This is a genomic window from Pseudoxanthomonas sp. YR558, assembly GCF_900116385.1.
Taxonomy (GTDB): Bacteria; Pseudomonadota; Gammaproteobacteria; order Xanthomonadales; family Xanthomonadaceae; genus Pseudoxanthomonas_A.
The window spans coordinates 248,686-266,136 of sequence record NZ_FPCI01000001.1 but is presented as its reverse complement, the minus strand read 5'-3'; the positions used below and the strand labels follow the sequence as shown (position 1 = coordinate 266,136).

13 protein-coding genes are annotated in these 17,451 nt (G+C 65.9%); 8 read left to right on the top strand and 5 right to left on the bottom strand.

All coding sequences use genetic code 11. From position 1 onward, the window contains the following. Positions 1 to 2 precede the first annotated feature (2 nt). Both rpsA and cmk read right to left on the bottom strand, forming a co-directional pair. Positions 3 to 1,718, bottom strand: a complete 1,716-nt coding sequence (rpsA, locus tag BM365_RS01170; RefSeq protein ID WP_255412317.1) for a 30S ribosomal protein S1 — start codon at positions 1,716 to 1,718, stop codon at positions 3 to 5. Positions 1,719 to 1,846: 128 nt separating this feature from the next. Next, positions 1,847 to 2,524 carry a (d)CMP kinase gene (cmk, locus tag BM365_RS01165; RefSeq protein WP_093485846.1) on the bottom strand — a complete coding sequence of 226 codons (678 nt, stop codon included), beginning with the start codon at positions 2,522 to 2,524 and terminating at the stop codon, positions 1,847 to 1,849. A 173-nt stretch (positions 2,525 to 2,697) separates the two neighbouring features. Between cmk and ykgO the strand changes: the two genes are divergently transcribed. From ykgO to BM365_RS01125, 8 genes are all read left to right on the top strand, one after another. Then, positions 2,698 to 2,823 (top strand): type B 50S ribosomal protein L36, encoded by a 126-nt coding sequence (gene ykgO / locus BM365_RS01160; RefSeq protein WP_010342887.1) that lies wholly within the window; start codon positions 2,698 to 2,700, stop codon positions 2,821 to 2,823. A gap of 122 nt (positions 2,824 to 2,945) precedes the next feature. Next, the gene (locus tag BM365_RS01155; RefSeq protein WP_056878655.1) at positions 2,946 to 3,272 is read left to right on the top strand and encodes a hypothetical protein; all 327 of its coding nucleotides are present in this window, start codon (positions 2,946 to 2,948) and stop codon (positions 3,270 to 3,272) included. 32 nt (positions 3,273 to 3,304) lie between these two features. Continuing rightward, positions 3,305 to 4,336 carry an agmatine deiminase family protein gene (locus BM365_RS01150; RefSeq protein ID WP_093485844.1) on the top strand — a complete coding sequence of 344 codons (1,032 nt, stop codon included), beginning with the start codon at positions 3,305 to 3,307 and terminating at the stop codon, positions 4,334 to 4,336. A gap of 122 nt (positions 4,337 to 4,458) precedes the next feature. After that, positions 4,459 to 5,406: an aldo/keto reductase gene (locus BM365_RS01145; protein WP_093485842.1), complete on the top strand. Its 948-nt coding sequence runs from the start codon at positions 4,459 to 4,461 to the stop codon at positions 5,404 to 5,406. Positions 5,407 to 5,413: 7 nt separating this feature from the next. Next, positions 5,414 to 6,733, top strand: coding sequence for an NTP/NDP exchange transporter (locus BM365_RS01140; RefSeq protein ID WP_093485840.1), 1,320 nt, complete (start codon positions 5,414 to 5,416; stop codon positions 6,731 to 6,733). Between the two features lie 93 nt (positions 6,734 to 6,826). Further along, a complete protein-coding gene (locus BM365_RS01135; RefSeq protein WP_093485838.1) occupies positions 6,827 to 7,711 on the top strand; it encodes a carbon-nitrogen hydrolase in 885 nt (294 codons plus the stop codon). Positions 7,712 to 7,720: 9 nt separating this feature from the next. Beyond that, on the top strand, positions 7,721 to 8,251 hold the full coding sequence (locus tag BM365_RS01130; protein WP_093485836.1) for a GNAT family N-acetyltransferase: 531 nt from the start codon (positions 7,721 to 7,723) through the stop codon (positions 8,249 to 8,251). 4 nt (positions 8,252 to 8,255) lie between these two features. Beyond that, positions 8,256 to 9,488, top strand: a complete 1,233-nt coding sequence (locus BM365_RS01125; protein ID WP_093485834.1) for a TraB/GumN family protein — start codon at positions 8,256 to 8,258, stop codon at positions 9,486 to 9,488. Between the two features lie 64 nt (positions 9,489 to 9,552). Here BM365_RS01125 and BM365_RS01120 read toward each other — a convergent pair whose 3' ends face one another. From BM365_RS01120 to BM365_RS01110, 3 genes are read right to left on the bottom strand one after another with little or no spacing between them, the layout of a single operon-like run. Then, a complete protein-coding gene (locus BM365_RS01120; protein WP_093485832.1) occupies positions 9,553 to 12,663 on the bottom strand; it encodes an efflux RND transporter permease subunit in 3,111 nt (1,036 codons plus the stop codon). Beyond that, a complete protein-coding gene (locus tag BM365_RS01115) occupies positions 12,660 to 16,166 on the bottom strand; it encodes an efflux RND transporter permease subunit (RefSeq protein WP_093485830.1) in 3,507 nt (1,168 codons plus the stop codon). The genes BM365_RS01120 and BM365_RS01115 overlap by 4 nt, the downstream gene beginning before the upstream one ends. After that, complete coding sequence (locus BM365_RS01110) at positions 16,163 to 17,305, bottom strand: efflux RND transporter periplasmic adaptor subunit (RefSeq protein WP_093485828.1); 1,143 nt, start codon at positions 17,303 to 17,305, stop codon at positions 16,163 to 16,165. The genes BM365_RS01115 and BM365_RS01110 overlap by 4 nt, the downstream gene beginning before the upstream one ends. Positions 17,306 to 17,451: the final 146 nt, after the last annotated feature.

The following is a 17,451-nucleotide window of genomic DNA, read 5'->3' as shown; positions in this document are numbered from 1 at the left end:
GATTACTCGGACTTGCCGCCATCCAGCTGCGCACGCAGCAGCGCGCCCAGGCTGGTGGTACCGGTAGCGGCTTCAGCGGCGGTCTTGTTGTACTCGGCCAGTGCTTCGGCGGTCTCGGCTTCGTCCTTGGCCTTGATCGACAGCTGCAGCGTGCGGCCCTTGCGGTCCATGCCGATGAACTTGGCTTCGACCTTGTCGCCGACCTTCAGGTGCTGGCTGGCGTCGTCCACACGGTCGTAGCTGATGTCGCGAGCCGAAACATAGCCCTCGATGCCATCGGCCAGCTCGATCGTGGCGCCCTTGGCGTCCACTTCCTTGACCGTGCCTTCGACCTTCGTGCCCTTCGGATGCGACGCCATGTACTGGCCGAACGGATCCTGCTCAAGCTGCTTGACGCCCAGGCTGATGCGCTCGCGTTCCGGGTCGACGGCCAGCACCACGGCATCCAGGTTGTCGCCCTTCTTGAAGTTGCGCACGACGTCTTCGCCGGTGGTGTTCCAGCTGATGTCCGACAGGTGGATCAGGCCGTCGATACCGCCGTCCAGGCCAATGAAGATGCCGAAGTCGGTGATCGACTTGATCTGACCGGACACCTTGTCGCCCTTCTTGTGGGTGGCAGCGAAGGTCTCCCACGGATTGGCGGCAACCTGCTTCATGCCCAGCGAGATGCGGCGACGCTCTTCATCGACGTCCAGCACCATCACTTCGACTTCATCGCCGACCTGCACGACCTTGGACGGGTTGACGTTCTTGTTGGTCCAGTCCATCTCGGAGACGTGCACCAGGCCTTCGACGCCCGGCTCGATCTCGACGAACGCGCCGTAATCGGTGACGTTGGAGACCTTACCGAACACGCGGCTGTTGGCCGGGTAACGGCGGGCGATGTTGTCCCACGGATCCTCGCCCAGCTGCTTCAGGCCCAGCGAGACGCGATTGCGTTCACGGTCGTACTTCAGCACGCGGACGTCCAGCTCCTGGCCGACTTCCACGACTTCGGACGGATGACGCACGCGCTTCCATGCCATGTCGGTGATGTGCAGCAGGCCATCGATGCCACCCAGGTCCACGAATGCGCCGTAGTCGGTGAGGTTTTTGACCACACCCTTCAGCACCACGCCTTCCTGCAGCTTGTCCATCAGCTGCTCGCGCTCTTCCGAATGCTCGCTCTCGACCACCGCACGGCGGGAGACGACCACATTGTTGCGCTTGCGATCCAGCTTGATGAGCTTGAACTCCAGCTCCTTGCCTTCCAGGTAGCCCGGGTCGCGCACGGGGCGCACGTCGACCAGCGAGCCCGGCAGGAACGCGCGGACGTCCTTGATGTCGACGGTGAAACCACCCTTGACCTTGCCGCTGATGCGGCCGGTGATGGTCTCGTTCTTCTCCAGCGCCTGCTCCAGCTCGTCCCACACCATGGCGCGCTTGGCCTTCTCGCGCGAGAGGACGGTTTCGCCGAAGCCGTTCTCGATCGAGTCGAGGGCCACCTTCACTTCGTCGCCCACGCCCACGTCGATTTCGCCGGCGTCGTTCCGGAACTGTTCGATCGGCACGATGCCTTCGGACTTCAGGCCGGCGTTGATCACCACGACGTCGTTGCGGACTTCCACGACGACGCCGGTGACGATCGCGCCCGGCTTCAGCTTGGCCAGTTGGGTCTGGCTCTGTTCAAACAGTTCGGCAAATGATTCGGTCATTGATGAATACTCAGTTGATGACACAGACCGGTGCGCACGAAAAGCGCAACGGTCCACCCGTTGTCGGCCTGCGCGGGATGCGTATGGCCGTGAGTGTTGTGGTTGGAATACCGCGCGGAGGATTCCGCACGGGGCCTTCTGCGACGCGGGAACTAGCCCGCGCGTGCCGGCACCAGGGCCAGCACGCGGTCGACGACGGCGTCGATGCCGAGACCGGTGGTGTCGATGAGGACGGCATCATCAGCCGGCCGCAGGGGCGCCACCGTGCGCTGGGCGTCACGGGCGTCGCGAGCGAGGATCTCGCGTAGCAGACCGTCGATTGTGACTGAAACCCCTTTGTCTTTCAACTGCTTATACCGCCTTTCAGCCCGCTCCTCGGCGCTGGCGGTCAGGAACACCTTATAGACCGCATCCGGGAAGATGACCGTCCCCATGTCGCGCCCGTCCGCCACCAGGCCCGGCGCCTGGCGGAAGGCGCGCTGCCGCTCCTTCAGGGCGGCACGCACCTCGGGAATGGCCGCGATCGCCGACGCAAGCGCGCCGGTCGTTTCCAGACGAAGCTCGTCGGTGGCATCCAGATCGTCGACGATCACGCGCAATCCCGCCTCGGTCTCGCGAAAACTCACCCGGGTGTCGAAGGCGCAGCGAACCAGAGCCGCCGGATCGGAAATGTCCAGGTCCGCCCAGCTGGCGGCCACGCCGACCGCGCGGTAAAGCGCCCCGGAATCGAGGTAGTGCCAACCCAGCCTCGAGGCGGCGATCCGACTGACGGTTCCCTTGCCAGCGCCCGAAGGGCCATCGATGGTCAGGACGGGGGCGAGGTCGGACATGCGGGATTCCAGCGATCGAATACCCCATTATGGACGCTCGCCGGCCGTGCGCCGATGGGTGCCGGCGACGGCCTTTCGAGCCGCACCATGCAACCGCTTGATCCGGCTATGGAATTGCCGCTAGAATAGCGGGCTTCGCTTCACCCCATACATTTACGCCGAGGTTTCAACTCATGAAGGTCCTGTCCTCCCTGAAGTCGGCGAAGGCCCGTCACCGCGACTGCAAGGTGGTCCGCCGCCGCGGCAAGGTCTTCGTGATTTGCAAGTCCAACCCCCGCTTCAAGGCGCGCCAGCGCTAAGAACGGATCGCCTGCCAGGCCGCTCCACGGCGCCCCAGGCAAAGCACAGAAAGCCGCCTCCGGGCGGTTTTTTGTTTTACGGCTTTTGTTATAAAAGGCGGGTCACCTAGGGGAACCCAACCATGAGCCGTCGCGTCCTTGCCCTGCCCTTGATCGCCCTGCTCGGCCTGTCCGGCCCGGCGTTCGCCGACACCCTGCTGGTCGAGCGCGCGCAGGAAACGCCTGCCGCCGCACCCGTCCGCGGCCAAACCGCAGCCGACGTGGAAGCCCGCTTCGGCGCCCCGCAGCAGAAGCTCGAACCGCGCGGTGGACAGAAGCGCCAGTGGCCGGTGATCCATCGCTGGGTGTATCCGGGTTTCACCGTATACTTCGAGAAGAGCCGCGTCATCGACGTGGTGATCAACAAGGCGAGTGCCGAAGAAGTCGGCCCGAAGCCCCCCATCCGCTGACACCTGCGCGGCGCGGCCGCGACATTGATGCCATGACCGATGCCTTTCGCTTCCCCGCGGAGTGGGAACCCCAATCCGCGGTCCTGATCGCGTGGCCGCACGCCGACACCGACTGGGCCGATCGCCTGGCGGACGTGGAAGAAACCTACGTGGCGCTGGTCGCTGCCATCACGCGGTTCCAGCCGGCCGTCATCTGCGTGGCCGACGACGACCTCCAGACCTACGCCGAGGCCCGCCTGCGCTCGGCGCGGGTCGACATGGACAAGGTGCGTTTCGTGCCGGCGGAGTACGACGACACCTGGCTACGCGACTCGGGCCCGATCACGCTGGGCGACGGGCATCGTTTCAAGCTGCTGGATTTCCGTTTCACCGGCTGGGGCGGCAAGTACGAAGCCAGCCGCGACGATCGCCTGGTGGGCGAACTTTCCGGTTTACAGCTGTTTCATAACTATTTCGTCCAAAGCGTTGATTTTGCTTTGGAAGGTGGCGCCATAGAGACTGACGGCGCGGGCACGTTGCTGACAACCTGGCAGTGCCTCCACGAGCGCCACCCCGATGCCAGCCGCGAAGCACTGACGGAAAAGCTGGCCGGCTGGCTGAAGCAGAAGCGCGTGCTGTGGCTCGATCATGGCTACCTGGAAGGCGACGACACCGACGCCCACATCGATACCCTCGCCCGCTTCGCCCCGGACGACGCCATCGTTTACCAGGCCTGCGATGACGCTTCGGACGCACACTACGCGGAGCTGCAGGCCATGGCGGTGGACATCGCCGCGTTGCGCACGGCCGACGGCCGCCCGTACCGCGCCTTCCCGCTGCCGTGGGCCCAGCCGGTGATCGACAACGGGCGCCGCCTGGCCGCGTCGTATGCGAACTACCTGATCATCAACGGCGCCGTGCTGATGCCGGCCTACGGCGACGCCGCGGACGATGCCGCCGCCGCCGTGCTGGCGCAGGCCTATCCGGACCGTGAGATCGTGCAGGTGCCTTGTCGCGCGCTGATCTGGCAGAACGGCAGCCTGCACTGCATCACCATGCAGCTGCCGGCCGGACTACTGGGCTGAGCATCGCCTTCGCGCCACGACTCGTGGCACCGTGACATCAGTTGGGCGCAGATTGAACGTTTCGTTTACATCCTGCCTGGGCTGATCCCCGATAACGACCGTTTCCCCCGAAGGAGACGGCCGTGTACACACGACGCAAGTTCCTGACCACTTCCGCGATCGCGGCCGCCGGCCTCGGCTTGGCGGCTTGCCGCGATGCCGCCCAGGCACAAGCGCCGACCGCGAGCGCGACCGCCGCCGCGGGCCCGTTGAACACACGGGCCATCCCGTCGACCGGCGAAAGGATCCCGGTGATCGGCATGGGTACATCCGGCAGCTTCGAGGTCGGTCAAAGTTCTGTCGAGCTCGATCCACTGCGCGAAGTGCTGAAGCGATTCTTCGCCGCCGGCGCCACCCTGATCGACAGCGCGCCCACGTATAGCGTGGCCGAGGACGTCATGGGCATCTTGCTCGCCGAGCAGGGCCTGACGACGAAAGCCTGGTTGGCCACCAAACTGTCCGGCGTGACCGGTCGCGAAGCGGGCATGGCGCAGTTCGAGGACACCCTGCGCCGCCTGAAGACCGACAAGGTCGCGTTGCTGCAGGTCCACAACCTGGGCGACCTGAAGACGCAGATGGCCGTCGCGCGCGAGTTGAAGGCACAAGGCAAGGTGAAGTATGTGGGCGTCACCCACTACGTCGAGCGCGCGCAGGACGAACTGGCCGACGTCGTACAAGCCGAGAAGCCCGACTTCCTGCAGATCAATTATTCGGTGGCAAGCCGTGGTGCCGAGAAGCGCGTACTGCCGCTGGCGCAAGACCTGGGCGTGGCCGTGCTTATCAACCGCGCGTTCGAGGACGGCAAGCTGTTCGCAGAGGTGAAGGACAAGCCGGTTCCGCCTGTGCTGACCGAGGCCGGGGTGACATCGTGGGCGCAGGCGTTCCTGAAATTTGCGCTCAGCCATCCTGCGGTCACCGCGGTGATTCCGGCGACGGGAAAACCGGACCGACAGACCGACAACCTGAAGGCCGGGGTCGGTCCGGACCTGACCTCCGCCCAGCGCGACGCGCTGATCGCCGCCCTCGCCTGAGCCCTCCATGCCACACGCCCCAGACCTCACCCAGCGCAGCGCGCTGACGCGCCTGCTGTCACGACTGTTCAACGTCGCCCCGCACGAAGCGCCTGCGGTGGGCGCCGGTCTACTGATGTTCTTCCTGCTGTTCGCTGGCTATTTCATGTTGCGGCCGATCCGGGAAACGATGGGCGTCACCGGGGGCGTGGACAACCTGCAGTGGTTGTTCACCGGCACCTTCGTGGCCACGCTCATCGTGCTGCCGGTGTTCGGCTGGATCGCGTCGAAGGTGTCGCGCCGCCGCATCCTGCCCTGGGTGTTCGGTGCGGTCGTCGCCAGCCTGCTGGCGTTCGGACTGGCCATGCTGGTCCGACCTGACGACGTGTGGCTGGCACGCGGCTTCTATATCTGGGTGTCGGTGATCAACCTGCTGCTGATCTCGCTCGCGTGGAGCGTGCTCGCCGATGTACTGGCCAGCAGCGAGGCCAAGCGCCTGTTCGCCCTGATCGCCAGCGGTGCGAGCCTGGGCGGCTTGGCGGGTCCACTACTGACGACGCTGCTGGTCGGCAGCCTGGGGCATGGGGGGCTGATGCTGCTGTCGGCGCTGCTGATGGGCGCGAGTGGCGCGACCGCGCTGTGGCTGCACCAGTGGCGCGATGCGCACCCGCTGCCGTACGGTGGAGTCAGCACCGCCGAGCAACGACGTGCGCCGCTGGGTGGGAACCCGTTCGCGGGTGCCACCGAAGTTTTCAAGTCGCCGTACCTCGCCGGCATTGCGCTGTTCGTGTTGCTGCTGGCGACGGTGACGACCTTCCTCTATTTCGAACAGGCCAAACTGGTGGAGCAGCTGTTCCCCGACAAGGAGCAGCAGACCCGCGTCTTCGGCACGATCGATACCGTCGTGCAGGCGCTGGCCATCCTCAGCCAGTTGTTCATCACCGGCCGCATCGCCCAGCGGCTCGGCGTGGGTGTGCTGCTGGTGGCGGTGCCGCTGGTGATGGCGGCAGGCTTCCTCTGGCTTGCGCTCGCGCCGGTGTTCGGCGTGTTCGTGGTGGTGATGGTCGCGCGCCGCGCCGGCGAGTACGCCTTCGTCCGCCCGGGCCGCGAGATGCTCTACACCATCGTGCCGCCGGGGCAGAAATACAAAGCCAAGAACTTCATCGACACCGTGGTGTACCGCGGTGGCGATGCACTGAGCGGCTGGGTGAAGCGAGCGCTGGACGTGCTCGCCGAGCACCCTGCTGCCGCCATGCTGATCGGCACCGGGGTGGCGCTGGCATGGGCCATGACCGGCCTCGTGCTGGGCCGCCAGCACCGCCGTCGCGAGCGGGCCGCGACGTCCTGAGCGCGGCACGGCGTGTTCACGCCGCGTGTGCCTGCGTGAAGGGTGGACGCGGTACCATGCGTCCCCTTCCCCGCCGCTGCCCGACCGCGCCCGATGAACCGCACCACCCTGCCCGTCGCCTTGATCCAGGAAAAGAACCACGGCGATGCCGACGCCAACCTGTCGGTGATCGAAGCGCGCGTGGCCGAAGCCGCCAAGCGCGGCGCGCGGCTCGTGCTGCTGCAGGAACTGCACAACGGCGCCTACTTCTGCCAGCACGAATCGGTACAGGAGTTCGACCTGGCCGAACCCATCCCCGGCCCGAGCACCGAGCGCCTGGGCAAGCTCGCCAAGCAGCACGGCGTGGTGCTCGTGTCGTCGCTGTTCGAGCGCCGTGCCGCGGGGCTGTACCACAACACCGCCGTGGTCTACGAAAAGGACGGGAGCATCGCGGGCAAGTACCGCAAGATGCACATCCCGGACGACCCGGGTTTCTACGAGAAGTTCTACTTCACACCGGGCGACATCGGCTTCACGCCGATCGACACCTCCGTCGGCCGCCTGGGCGTGCTGGTGTGCTGGGACCAGTGGTATCCGGAAGCCGCGCGCCTGATGGCGCTGGCCGGCGCGGACCTGCTGCTGTATCCCACCGCGATCGGCTGGGATCCGGACGACGAACAGGCCGAGAAGAACCGCCAGCGCGATGCGTGGGTCCTGAGCCATCGCGGCCATGCGGTCGCCAACGGTTTGCCGGTCCTGAGCTGCAATCGCGTCGGCCACGAAGCCTCGCCGCTCGGGGCCTCCGGCATCCAGTTCTGGGGCAACAGCCATGTGCTTGGCCCACAGGGCGAGTTCATCGCCGAAGCCGGTGGCGACGAGACCATCCTGATGGCCGACGTCGACCTGCAACGTAGCGAGCACGTGCGTCGCATCTGGCCGTTCCTGCGCGATCGCCGCATTGATGCGTACGGCGACCTCCTCAAGCGCTACATCGACTGAGGCCCGCGCGTGCCGCTGATCGTCCGTGACGCCACGCCGGCCGACGTGCTGGCGATTTCCGATCTCTACGCCACGGAAGTCCGCGAGCACGTCAATACCTACGAGTACGACGTACCCGATGAAGCGGAGATGGCGCAGCGCATGCGCGCCGTGCTCGATGGCGGCTATCCCTACCTGGTGGCCGAACTGGATGGGCAGTTCGCGGGTTACGCCTATGCCAGCAGCTACCGCGCCCGCATCGGCTACCGCAAGACCGTCGAGAATTCCGTTTACGTGGTGCCTGGCCTGAAGGGTCGCGGCATCGGCGCCGCGTTGATGCAAGCGTTGATCGACGCCTGCGAAGCCCGTGGCTATCGGCAGATGATCGCTGTGATCGGCGAACCCACCAACACCGCTTCCATCCGCTTGCACGAAAAGTTCGGCTTCACCCTGATCGGCATCTTCCGTGGCATCGCCTGGAAGCACGGTCGCTGGCTGGACACCGTGCAGATGCAACGCACCCTCGGCGCCGGCACCGACGCGCCTCCGCAAGACGAATGACACGATGACCGATACGAATACCGCTTCCGATCCGCTGCAGGGCCAACCCTACGAGATTGTCGAGCGCGACGGCGTTCGCTTCACCCTGCTGGGCACTGCGCATGTCTCCCGCGCCAGCGTGGACGCCGTGCGCGCCGCCGTGGCCAGCGGCGATTACGACAGCGTCGCCGTCGAGCTGGATGCCGGCCGCCTGCAGTCGCTGACCGATCCCGATACGCTCGCGCGACTGGACCTGGTCAAGGTGATCCGCGAAGGCAAGACGCACCTGTTCGCCGCCAACCTGGCGCTGGCCGCCTATCAGCGGCGGCTGGCCGAACAACTGGGCGTCGAGCCCGGCGAAGAATTGAAGGCCGGCGCGCTGGACGCGCAGGCGCGTGGCCTGCCGGTACACCTGATCGACCGGGAAGTCGGCCTGACCTTCAAGCGCGCGCTGCAATCGCTGGGCTGGTGGCAGCGCACCAAGGTGGGCGCCGGCATCCTCGCCAGCATGTTCGCCGATGAGGAAGTGGGCGACGACGAGATCGAGAAGCTCAAGCAGGGCGACATGCTGGAATCGAGCTTCGGCGAGTTCGCGACGGAAAGCCCGCAGCTGTACAGCACCATCATCGCCGAGCGCGATCAGTACATGGCCTCCGCGCTACGCCAGGTGGCCGCCAACGCACCCACCGGCCAGGGTTCGCCCTATCGCGTGCTGGCGGTGGTCGGCGCCGGCCACCTGCCCGGCCTCGTCCGCCACCTGAAGGACGACGCGGAGGACCCCGCGCAACTCCGCCGCTCGCTGGAGACGGTGAAGCCCAAATCACGCATGCCGTGGATGGAACTGATCATCGGCGCGTTCCTGGTCGGCGGCTTCGCCTGGGGCTTCTGGCAGGGCGGCGTGGACGTCGGCTCCGACCTGCTGGTGCAGTGGGTACTGGCCACCGGCCTGTTGGGCGCGCTCGGCTGTGCGATCGCCGGCGGGCACCCGCTGAGCATCCTCGCGGCGTTCATCGCATCGCCGCTGACGCCACTGCATCCCGCGCTGGCTTCGGGCACCGTCAGCGCCTTCGTCGAAGCGACGCTGCGCAAGCCGACCTACGCAGACTTCATGGCGCTGCGCGACGACGTGCAGACCACGCGCGGCTGGTGGAAGAACCGCGTCGCGCGCGTCCTGCTCAACTTCTTCCTCACCAGCCTGGGTACCGCCATCGGCGTATGGACCGGTGGTCTGAGGATGCTGGGCAAGCTGGTCGGCTAACGCCGATTCCAGCAAACAAAAAAGAGCCGGGCATTGCCCGGCTCTTTTCATTCCAGCGCCTGCATCATTCGACGTGCAGTGCCGCCACGCTCGCTGCCGTCGGCGCATCTGCCCGTCGACCCTGTGCCCGCTTGATGGCCCGAGCGGTACCGCTGCGCAGGTCATCGAGAATCGCGTAGATGGTCGGCAGGAACAGCAGGCTGACCACGGTCGAGAACGCCAGACCGCCGGCGATCGCACGGGCCATCGGCGCGTAAGCCGGGCCGTCGCCCGCCATCTGCGTGTTGGCCATCGCGATCGGCACCATCGCCAGGATCGCCGTACCCATCGTCATCAGGATGGGCCGCAGGCGCTCGCGACTGCCTTCGACCAGCGCATCCGTCCGCGACATGCCACGCCGTCGCAAGTTGTTGATGTGCTCGACCATGACGATGCCGTTGTTCACCACCACGCCCATCAACACCAGGATGCCGATGAAGGACATGATGCCGAACGTGGTACCGGTCAGCGCGAACAGCCAGAACACACCGAACACCGAGAACAGCACGCCGCTCATGATCGCTGCCGGGAACAGCAGCGATTCGAACACCGCGGCCATGACGACGTAGATCATCACGAGAGCGAGCGCGGTCTTGAACAGCATGTCCCCCATCGCCTCGTCATCTTCCTGGAAGGCACTGCCGTCGAACGAGTAGCTGTAGCCTGCCGGGAACGACATGCCCTTCAACGTCTCCTCCATGGCCTTGCGCGCATCCGGCACGGTGACGTTCTCGGCCAGATTGGCCTGCACGGTCAACGTGGTCTGGCGATTGGTGCGCTGGATCTGCGTGGCCGACGGCGTGATGCCGACATCCACCAGGCTCAACAACGGCACGGTGCGGCCGTCAGGCGCGCGCACCATGAAGCCCGCCAGGTCCTCGGTACCGTAGTCCTCGGCGCCCGCGAAACGCACCCACACCGGCACTTCTGTTTCGCCTCGGCGGAACTCGCGCAACGGTGCGCCACGCAGCGCCAGGCCGACGAAGCTGGCCACCTGCTGAGAGCTGAACCCGAATGCGGCCGCACGCTCACGGTCCACGCGAACGTTCAACTCGCTGTTCTGGTCGCCGACATCGACGCGAACGTCGCGAAGTTCCTTGCGCTTGGCCAGGATCGGCACCAGGTCCGCCGCGATCTCGCCCAGCGTCTGGGTGGAATCGCCGACCAGCTGGAACGACACGCTCTGGCCAGGTTGGCCACCGCCGCCCTGGTTGCCGCCGTCGCCGCCGATGCCGATGTTGGCGCGCGCCGATTTTGGCAGGTCCTTGCGCAACTGCTCGACGATCGGCTTGGTCTCGCTGGATTTCTCCGTGTCGAACTTGATCTGGGTGCCGCCCCAGCCCTGCTCGCTGAAGTAGGAATAGATCTGGGTTATCCGGTACTTCTTGCGGTTGGCGTCGAGGAACTGTTCGACCTTGAGGATCTCGGCCGACATCTGCTCCTTGGTGTAGGCGCCCTTCCACTGGTAGTACAGCTCCGCCTCGCCGCCACCATCGTTGCCGAACATGTCGAACTTGGTGAGCTTCATCGGCACGAAACTGACGACGATGATCAGCAGGATGCCGAGCACGCTCCAGCCCCGATGCTCCAGTGTCCAGCGCAACAGGCCGGCGTAGCGCTTCTGCATGCGCGGGATGATGCCGGTCTCCGTCTTCACCAGCGGCGGCGTCTTCAGGCGCGCCGAGATCATCGGGATCAGGCTGACGGCGACCAGCCAAGATGCCAGCAGCGATACCGAGATGGTGACGGCGATCTGGCCCAGGTAGATGCTGAGGAAGTTGCGCTCGCCGAACAAGTTGGGCAAGAACACGATGCAGTGGCACAGCGTACCCGCCGACAACGCGATCGCCACATGGCGCGTACCAATGATCGAGGCCCAGATGGGGTTGTCCGGATACTTCTCGCGCTCCTGGTAGATGCTCTCCACCACCACCACGGCGTTGTCCACTAGCATGCCGATGGCCAGCAACAAGCCCATCATCGACAGGATGTTCAAGGTGACACCGGCGAAGTACATGAAGCCCAGCGTCATCACGAAGCAGATCGGGATGGCCAGTGTCACCATCGACACGGACGGCCAGTGGCGAAGGAAGAACCACAGTACGACGATCGACAGGACCAGGCCGATCAGGCCTGCCTCTGCTAGTTCCAACAGCGACGAGGTGACGTTGTCACCCTGGTTCTCGATGATCTTGACCTGGATGTCGCTCATCTCCGGCTGGGCGCGGATGGCCTCGACCTCGGCCAGCGCCTTGCTCGACACGTCCACCAGGTTGGCGTTGCGCTCCTTGAAGATGTCGAGACCGACTGCGGGTTGGCCATCGAGACGGCGTCCGTAGTCCATCCGCGCAGGCTTCAGGCGAACGTCCGCGATGTCGCCCAATCGCACGTTACCGCTGCCCACCACGAGATCGCGCAGTTGTTGCAGGTCGGTCAGCTCACCGACCGGCTGCACACGTAGGCGTTGCGGTCCGTCACTGATCACGCCGGCGGAAATCGAGAAGTTCACCGCCTGGAGCCGCGTGGTCAGATCGTTGAGGCTGAGGTTGTGCGCGGTCAGCCGGTCCTGATTGATCGCGATCTCGACCTCGTTCGGCGGCGCGCCCGACACGTCCACGCGCGCAACGCCCGGGATGCGCTCGATGCGGCGCTTGAACTCGCGCTCGATCATGTCGTACGCGCCGGTCAGGTCGCTCTTGCTGGCCAGGCGTACCCGCAGCACGGGTTGGTCAGTGGTCGAGAACTTGAAGACGAAGTAGCGTTGCAGATCGTCCGGCAGGTCGTCGCGGATTGCGTCGAGCCGTTCGCGCGCCTCGGACGCGGCGATCGCTACGTCTCGGTCCCAATCGGAGAACTGGATGAAGATCTGGGCACCATCCGCCTTCGCATTCGACTCCATGCGCTTGATGCCGGCCATCGTCGACAGCGCTTCCTCCGCCGGGCGCAGGACCGTCCGCTCCACCTCTTCCGGTGTCGAGCCCGTGTAGGGCAGCGACACGAAGATGAAGGGCGGCGAGACCTCGGGGAAGGCTTCCAGCGGCAGGCGGATCGCCGCGATCAGGCCGATCACGAACAGCGAGATGAAGAACATCACGGCCGTGACGGGTCGCTTGATGCTGAACTCCGCGACGCTCATGCGGGTTCGCCCTCGCCGTCAGGCTGCAGGGCCTGCAGGCGGCGCGCGCGACGCCCACGCTCCAGGTAGTAGTCATCCGCGCGACGGTCCAGCAAGTCGTAAACCACCGGGATCACCAGCAACGTCAGCAGCGTGGACACCAGCAGGCCACCGATGACGGTGATCGCCATCGGCGAACGCACCTCCGCACCCTCGCCCATCGCAATCGCCAGCGGCAGGAAGCCGAACAGCGTGCACAACGTGGTCATGATGATCGGGCGCAGGCGCGAGCGCGCACCCTCGACCAACGCCTCGTGCTTGGCGACGCCGGCCTCGCGCAATTGGTTTACCTTGTCGATAAGGATGATGGCGTTTTTCGTCACCAGGCCGACCAGCAGGATCAGGCCGATGAATACCACCACCGAAACCGGCGAATTGGTCAGGAACAGCGCACCGATAGCACCCACGAGCGCCAGTGGAATGGTGAACAGGATGACGAACGGGTGCAGCAGCGATTCGAACTGCGACGCCATCACCAGGTACACCAGGAAGATCGCCAGGCCGAACGCGAACATCAACGACGTGACGGACTCCTGCAGTTCCTCGCCCTGGCCGCCGATATGCATGCCCACGCCGGCGCCCAGCGGGTTCTCGGCCACGATCTGCTGCACCTCCTGTACCGCGCTGCCCAGATCGATATCGCGCAGGTTGGCCGACACGATCGCCACGCGCACCTGGTCGGCGCGATGGATCTCGCTGGGCCCGCTGGTGGCCACCACGTCGGCGACCGCGGACAGCGTCACCGGACGGGCGCTGCCCGGATTCACGATCAGGCGGCGGATGCTGTCCACCGACGCGCGATCGTTCTCCTGCGCGCGCACCAACACGTCGATCTTGCGATCACGGAAGCTGTAGCGCGTGGCCACTTCGCCGCGCACCTTCTTCACCACCACGTCCGCGATCTGTCGCGTCGTCAGGCCCAGTGCGCCGGCACGTTCCTGGTCAAAGCGGATCTGGATCTCCGGGAAACCCTGCTCCACCGTCGACTTGACGTCGGCGTAGTGCGGGTTGGCACGCAGGAGGGCCGCCAGCTTCTGGCCCGCACGCTCGATGCCGGCCAGGTCCTGGCCGCGCAGTTCGACTTCAAGCGGCGCGGAGAAGCTGAGCAGCTCCGGCCGGCTGAAATCGACCTGGGCGCCAGGGTGGCGCTTCATCGTGGCGCGCAGCGCCTCGGTTTCCCGCGCCTCGACTTCTTCGCTCCCGCCATCGGCCATGACAACCGTCAGCTTGCCGATGTTCTCGCCGCTCTCGGTGGGATTGGCGTCCAGCCGCGTGCCGCTGCCGCTCACGCCGTACAACGCATGGATGCCCTCGTCCTTGGCGTGCTTGTCCTGCAGTTCGCGCACCAGGACGTCGGTCGTGGCCAGCGGGGTGCCAGGGGGAAGCTTGACCGTCATTTCGAAACGGTCCTGCGCCAGCTGCGGAATCAGGTCCGCGCCCAGCAGCGGCACCAGGGCAAGCGACGCGAGGAACGCCAGCGCAGCGAAGCCCAACATCAGCCAGGGACGGTGCAGCGAAGCGGGCAGCAGGCGCATGTAGCCTTGTTCAGCGCGATGGTAGACGGCCATGACCAGATCGCTGATCTTGCCCATCACCGGTCCCACCACGGCCACGATGCCACGCCAGATGCGCACGATCAGCCAGGCGATCCCGAAGAACGCGTAGCGGAACGCGGCGCCAACACCGCGGCCACTGACGGCGATCGGCTTCTGCCAGCGCGAAGCAGGCTTCCACTGCGGGTGCGGCGCCTCTTCGGGGAATGCGAGCGGCGGACGGCCCTTCAGCGAGCTCAGCATCGGGATCAGCGTCATCGACACGATCAGCGAGATGCCGATGGCGATGGCGACCGTCAGCGCCTGGTCACGGAACAGCTGGCCGGCGATACCCTGCACGAACACCAGCGGCAGGAACACCGCGATGGTCGTCAATGTCGACGCCACCACCGCCATGCTCACTTCGCGCGTGCCCACCATGGCCGCTTCGAGGATGCCCAGCCCGCGTTCGCGCGCCTTGGCGATGCTCTCCAGCACGACGATCGAATCGTCCACCACCAGGCCCGTGGCCAATGCCAGGCCACCCAGCGACATGACGTTGAGGCTCAGGTCCAGCTCGCCCATGAAGAAGAACGTGGTGACGATCGACACCGGCAGCGACAGGCTGATGACAAACGTGCTCCAGCCGTCGCGCAGGAACAGGAAGATGATCAGGATCGCCAATGCGCCGCCGATCATCGCGTCCTTCTGGACGTCGCTGATGGCGTTCTTGATGAAGCGCGACTGGTCGTCGATGACGGTCAGTTCGACATCCGGCGGCACCTGCTGTTCGAGCTGCTTCAGCTTCGCCTTCAGGGCCTCGGCCGTGGAGACGGTGTTCGCATCACCTTCCTTGTAGATGGCCAGTTCGACCGCCTCCTTGCCCGCCAGGCGGATGATCGCCTCGCGTTCCTTGAAGCCCTGCTTCACCTCGGCCACGTCCTTCAGCCGCACGGGCATGCCGCCGGCGACGACGCTGCCACTGCCGCCCGACGCGCTCTGCACGGATGCCGCCGCCGCCATCGCCTCGGCCGAACCGGTCGAGGCCGCGATCGCCGCCATCTGCGCCGCCGCCGACGCCGCGGCATTGTCGCCGCCGCTCTGCGTGGTCACCAGCATTTCGCGGATCTCGTTGACTGTCGCGAACTGGTTGACGGTACGCACCAGGTAGCGCTGCGAGCCCTCTTCCAGACGGCCACCGGAGATGTTGATGTTCTCCTGCTGCAGGCGCTGGATGACGTTGTCGATCGGCAGGTTCAGCTGGGCGAGCTTCTGCTGGTCGATGTCGACCTGGATCTCGTCCTCCAGGCCGCCGCCTACCTTGACCGCCGCCACGCCGCTGACCGGCTCCAGCTTCTTCTTGAGGTCATCGTCCGCATAACGACGCAATTCGGTCAGCAGGCGGACCGCATCGGCATCGGTCTTGGGATCCTGCTTGTTCGACAGCACCAGGCGCAGGATCGGCTCGGTGGAGGGATTGAAGCGCAGCAGCACCGGCGCCTTCGCCTCCAGCGGCAACGACAGCACTTCCATCTTGTCGCGGACTTCCAGGCTGGCCTGGTCCATGTCCGTGCCCCAGGCGAATTCCAGTACGACGTCGCTCTGGCCGGTACGCGAGACGGACTTCAGCTTGCGCAGGTTCTTCACCACGCCGACGGCTTCTTCCACCGGTTCGCTGATGAGCGTTTCGATTTCCGAGGGCGCCGCACCGGTGTACTCGGTGCGCACGGTGAGCGTCGGGTAGCTCAGGTCGGGCAGCAGGTTGACCTTCAACGAGAACAGCGCGATCACGCCGAACAGGAACATCGTGATCCAGAACATCGCGATGGTGACGCGACGGCGGGTGGAGAACTCGACGAGTCCCCCGCCCAGCGTGCCACCACTCCCTGCGTGGGGATCCTGCTCCCCGGGTGCGTGGCCGGGCGCGCTCATTGCTTGGTTCCGGCGGTCTTGTCGGCGTCGGCCTTGGCGGCCACCTTGGCCGGCTCGGCGCCGATCACCTGCACCGTGCTGCCTTCACGCAGTGCCACCTTGCCGGCGGTCACGACCTGGTCGCCGGCCTTGAGGCCTTCGCGCACTTCGATCCACTCGCCATCCACATAGCCCAGCTTGACCGGCACGCGCGTCGCCTTGCCGCTACGCACCGCGTAGACCGCCGGGTCGCCATCGTCGAGCAGTGCGACGCGCGGCACCACCAGCGCGTCCGCGCGCTGGTCGTAATCGATCTTGATGCGGCCGAACATGCCCGGCTGCAGCACGCCGTCGCTGGCGAACGAGCACACCACGCGGAACGTGCCGCTGCCTGCATCGACGACCGGCGCGATGCGGTCGACAGTGCCCTGGAACACCTTGCCACGCAACGCGTCGACCGCCAGCGCGACCGGTTGGCCGGCCTTCAGCGTGGAGAGCTCGCGTTCGGGCACGTTGAGCGTGGCTTCCAGGCGCGACTGGTCGACGACGCGGATGATCGGCGTGTTGATCTGGACGAAGTTGCCCGTCTTGATCGAGCGCGAGGCGACCACGCCGGAGATCGGCGCGGTGACCGTGGTGTACGACAGTTCCAGTGCGGCGGCGCGATAGACGGCACGCGCGTTCTCCAGGTCGTACTTGATCTGGTCGACGTCGTTGGCGCTGATCATCTGCTGTTCGACCAACTGTTGCGCGCGGCGGTAGTTGTTCTCCAGCTTGCGCATCTGGGCTTCGGCTTGCGCCACCTGCAAACGGAGGCGATCGGGGTCCAACCGGACCAGCGCCTGGCCGGCACGCACCACCTGCCCTTCTTCCACCAGGACGGCCAGCGCCACGCCGGAGGTCTTGGCGACGACCTGGGACTCGCCCAGCGCCTCCAGCGCCGCGGTGCCGCTATAGCTGGCCGCGACCGGGCGATGGGTAGCCTTGGCGACCTCGACCGGCACCGCATCGGGCTCTTTCGGGGCCTCGCCGTTCTTGGCCTGGGCCTCCGGGGTCGGGCCGCCGCCCTTGCAGGCGGTCAGAACCAGCAGGCTGCACAGGACAGGCACCAGGGCCAGGCGCAGGTAGGGACGGCCGGAAAGGGGGCTGGGTCGGGACATGGGGTGGTACCGTGGTGGTGTTGTGGTGGTGTTGTATGAAGGTATATCACCCCTGAACAACTTCCATGCGCCGAAGGTCATGGTGACTTGCGTCGGGCATCGTGTTCGGGGCTCCGGCATTCGATGCGCGGAGGCGATGGAAGGTT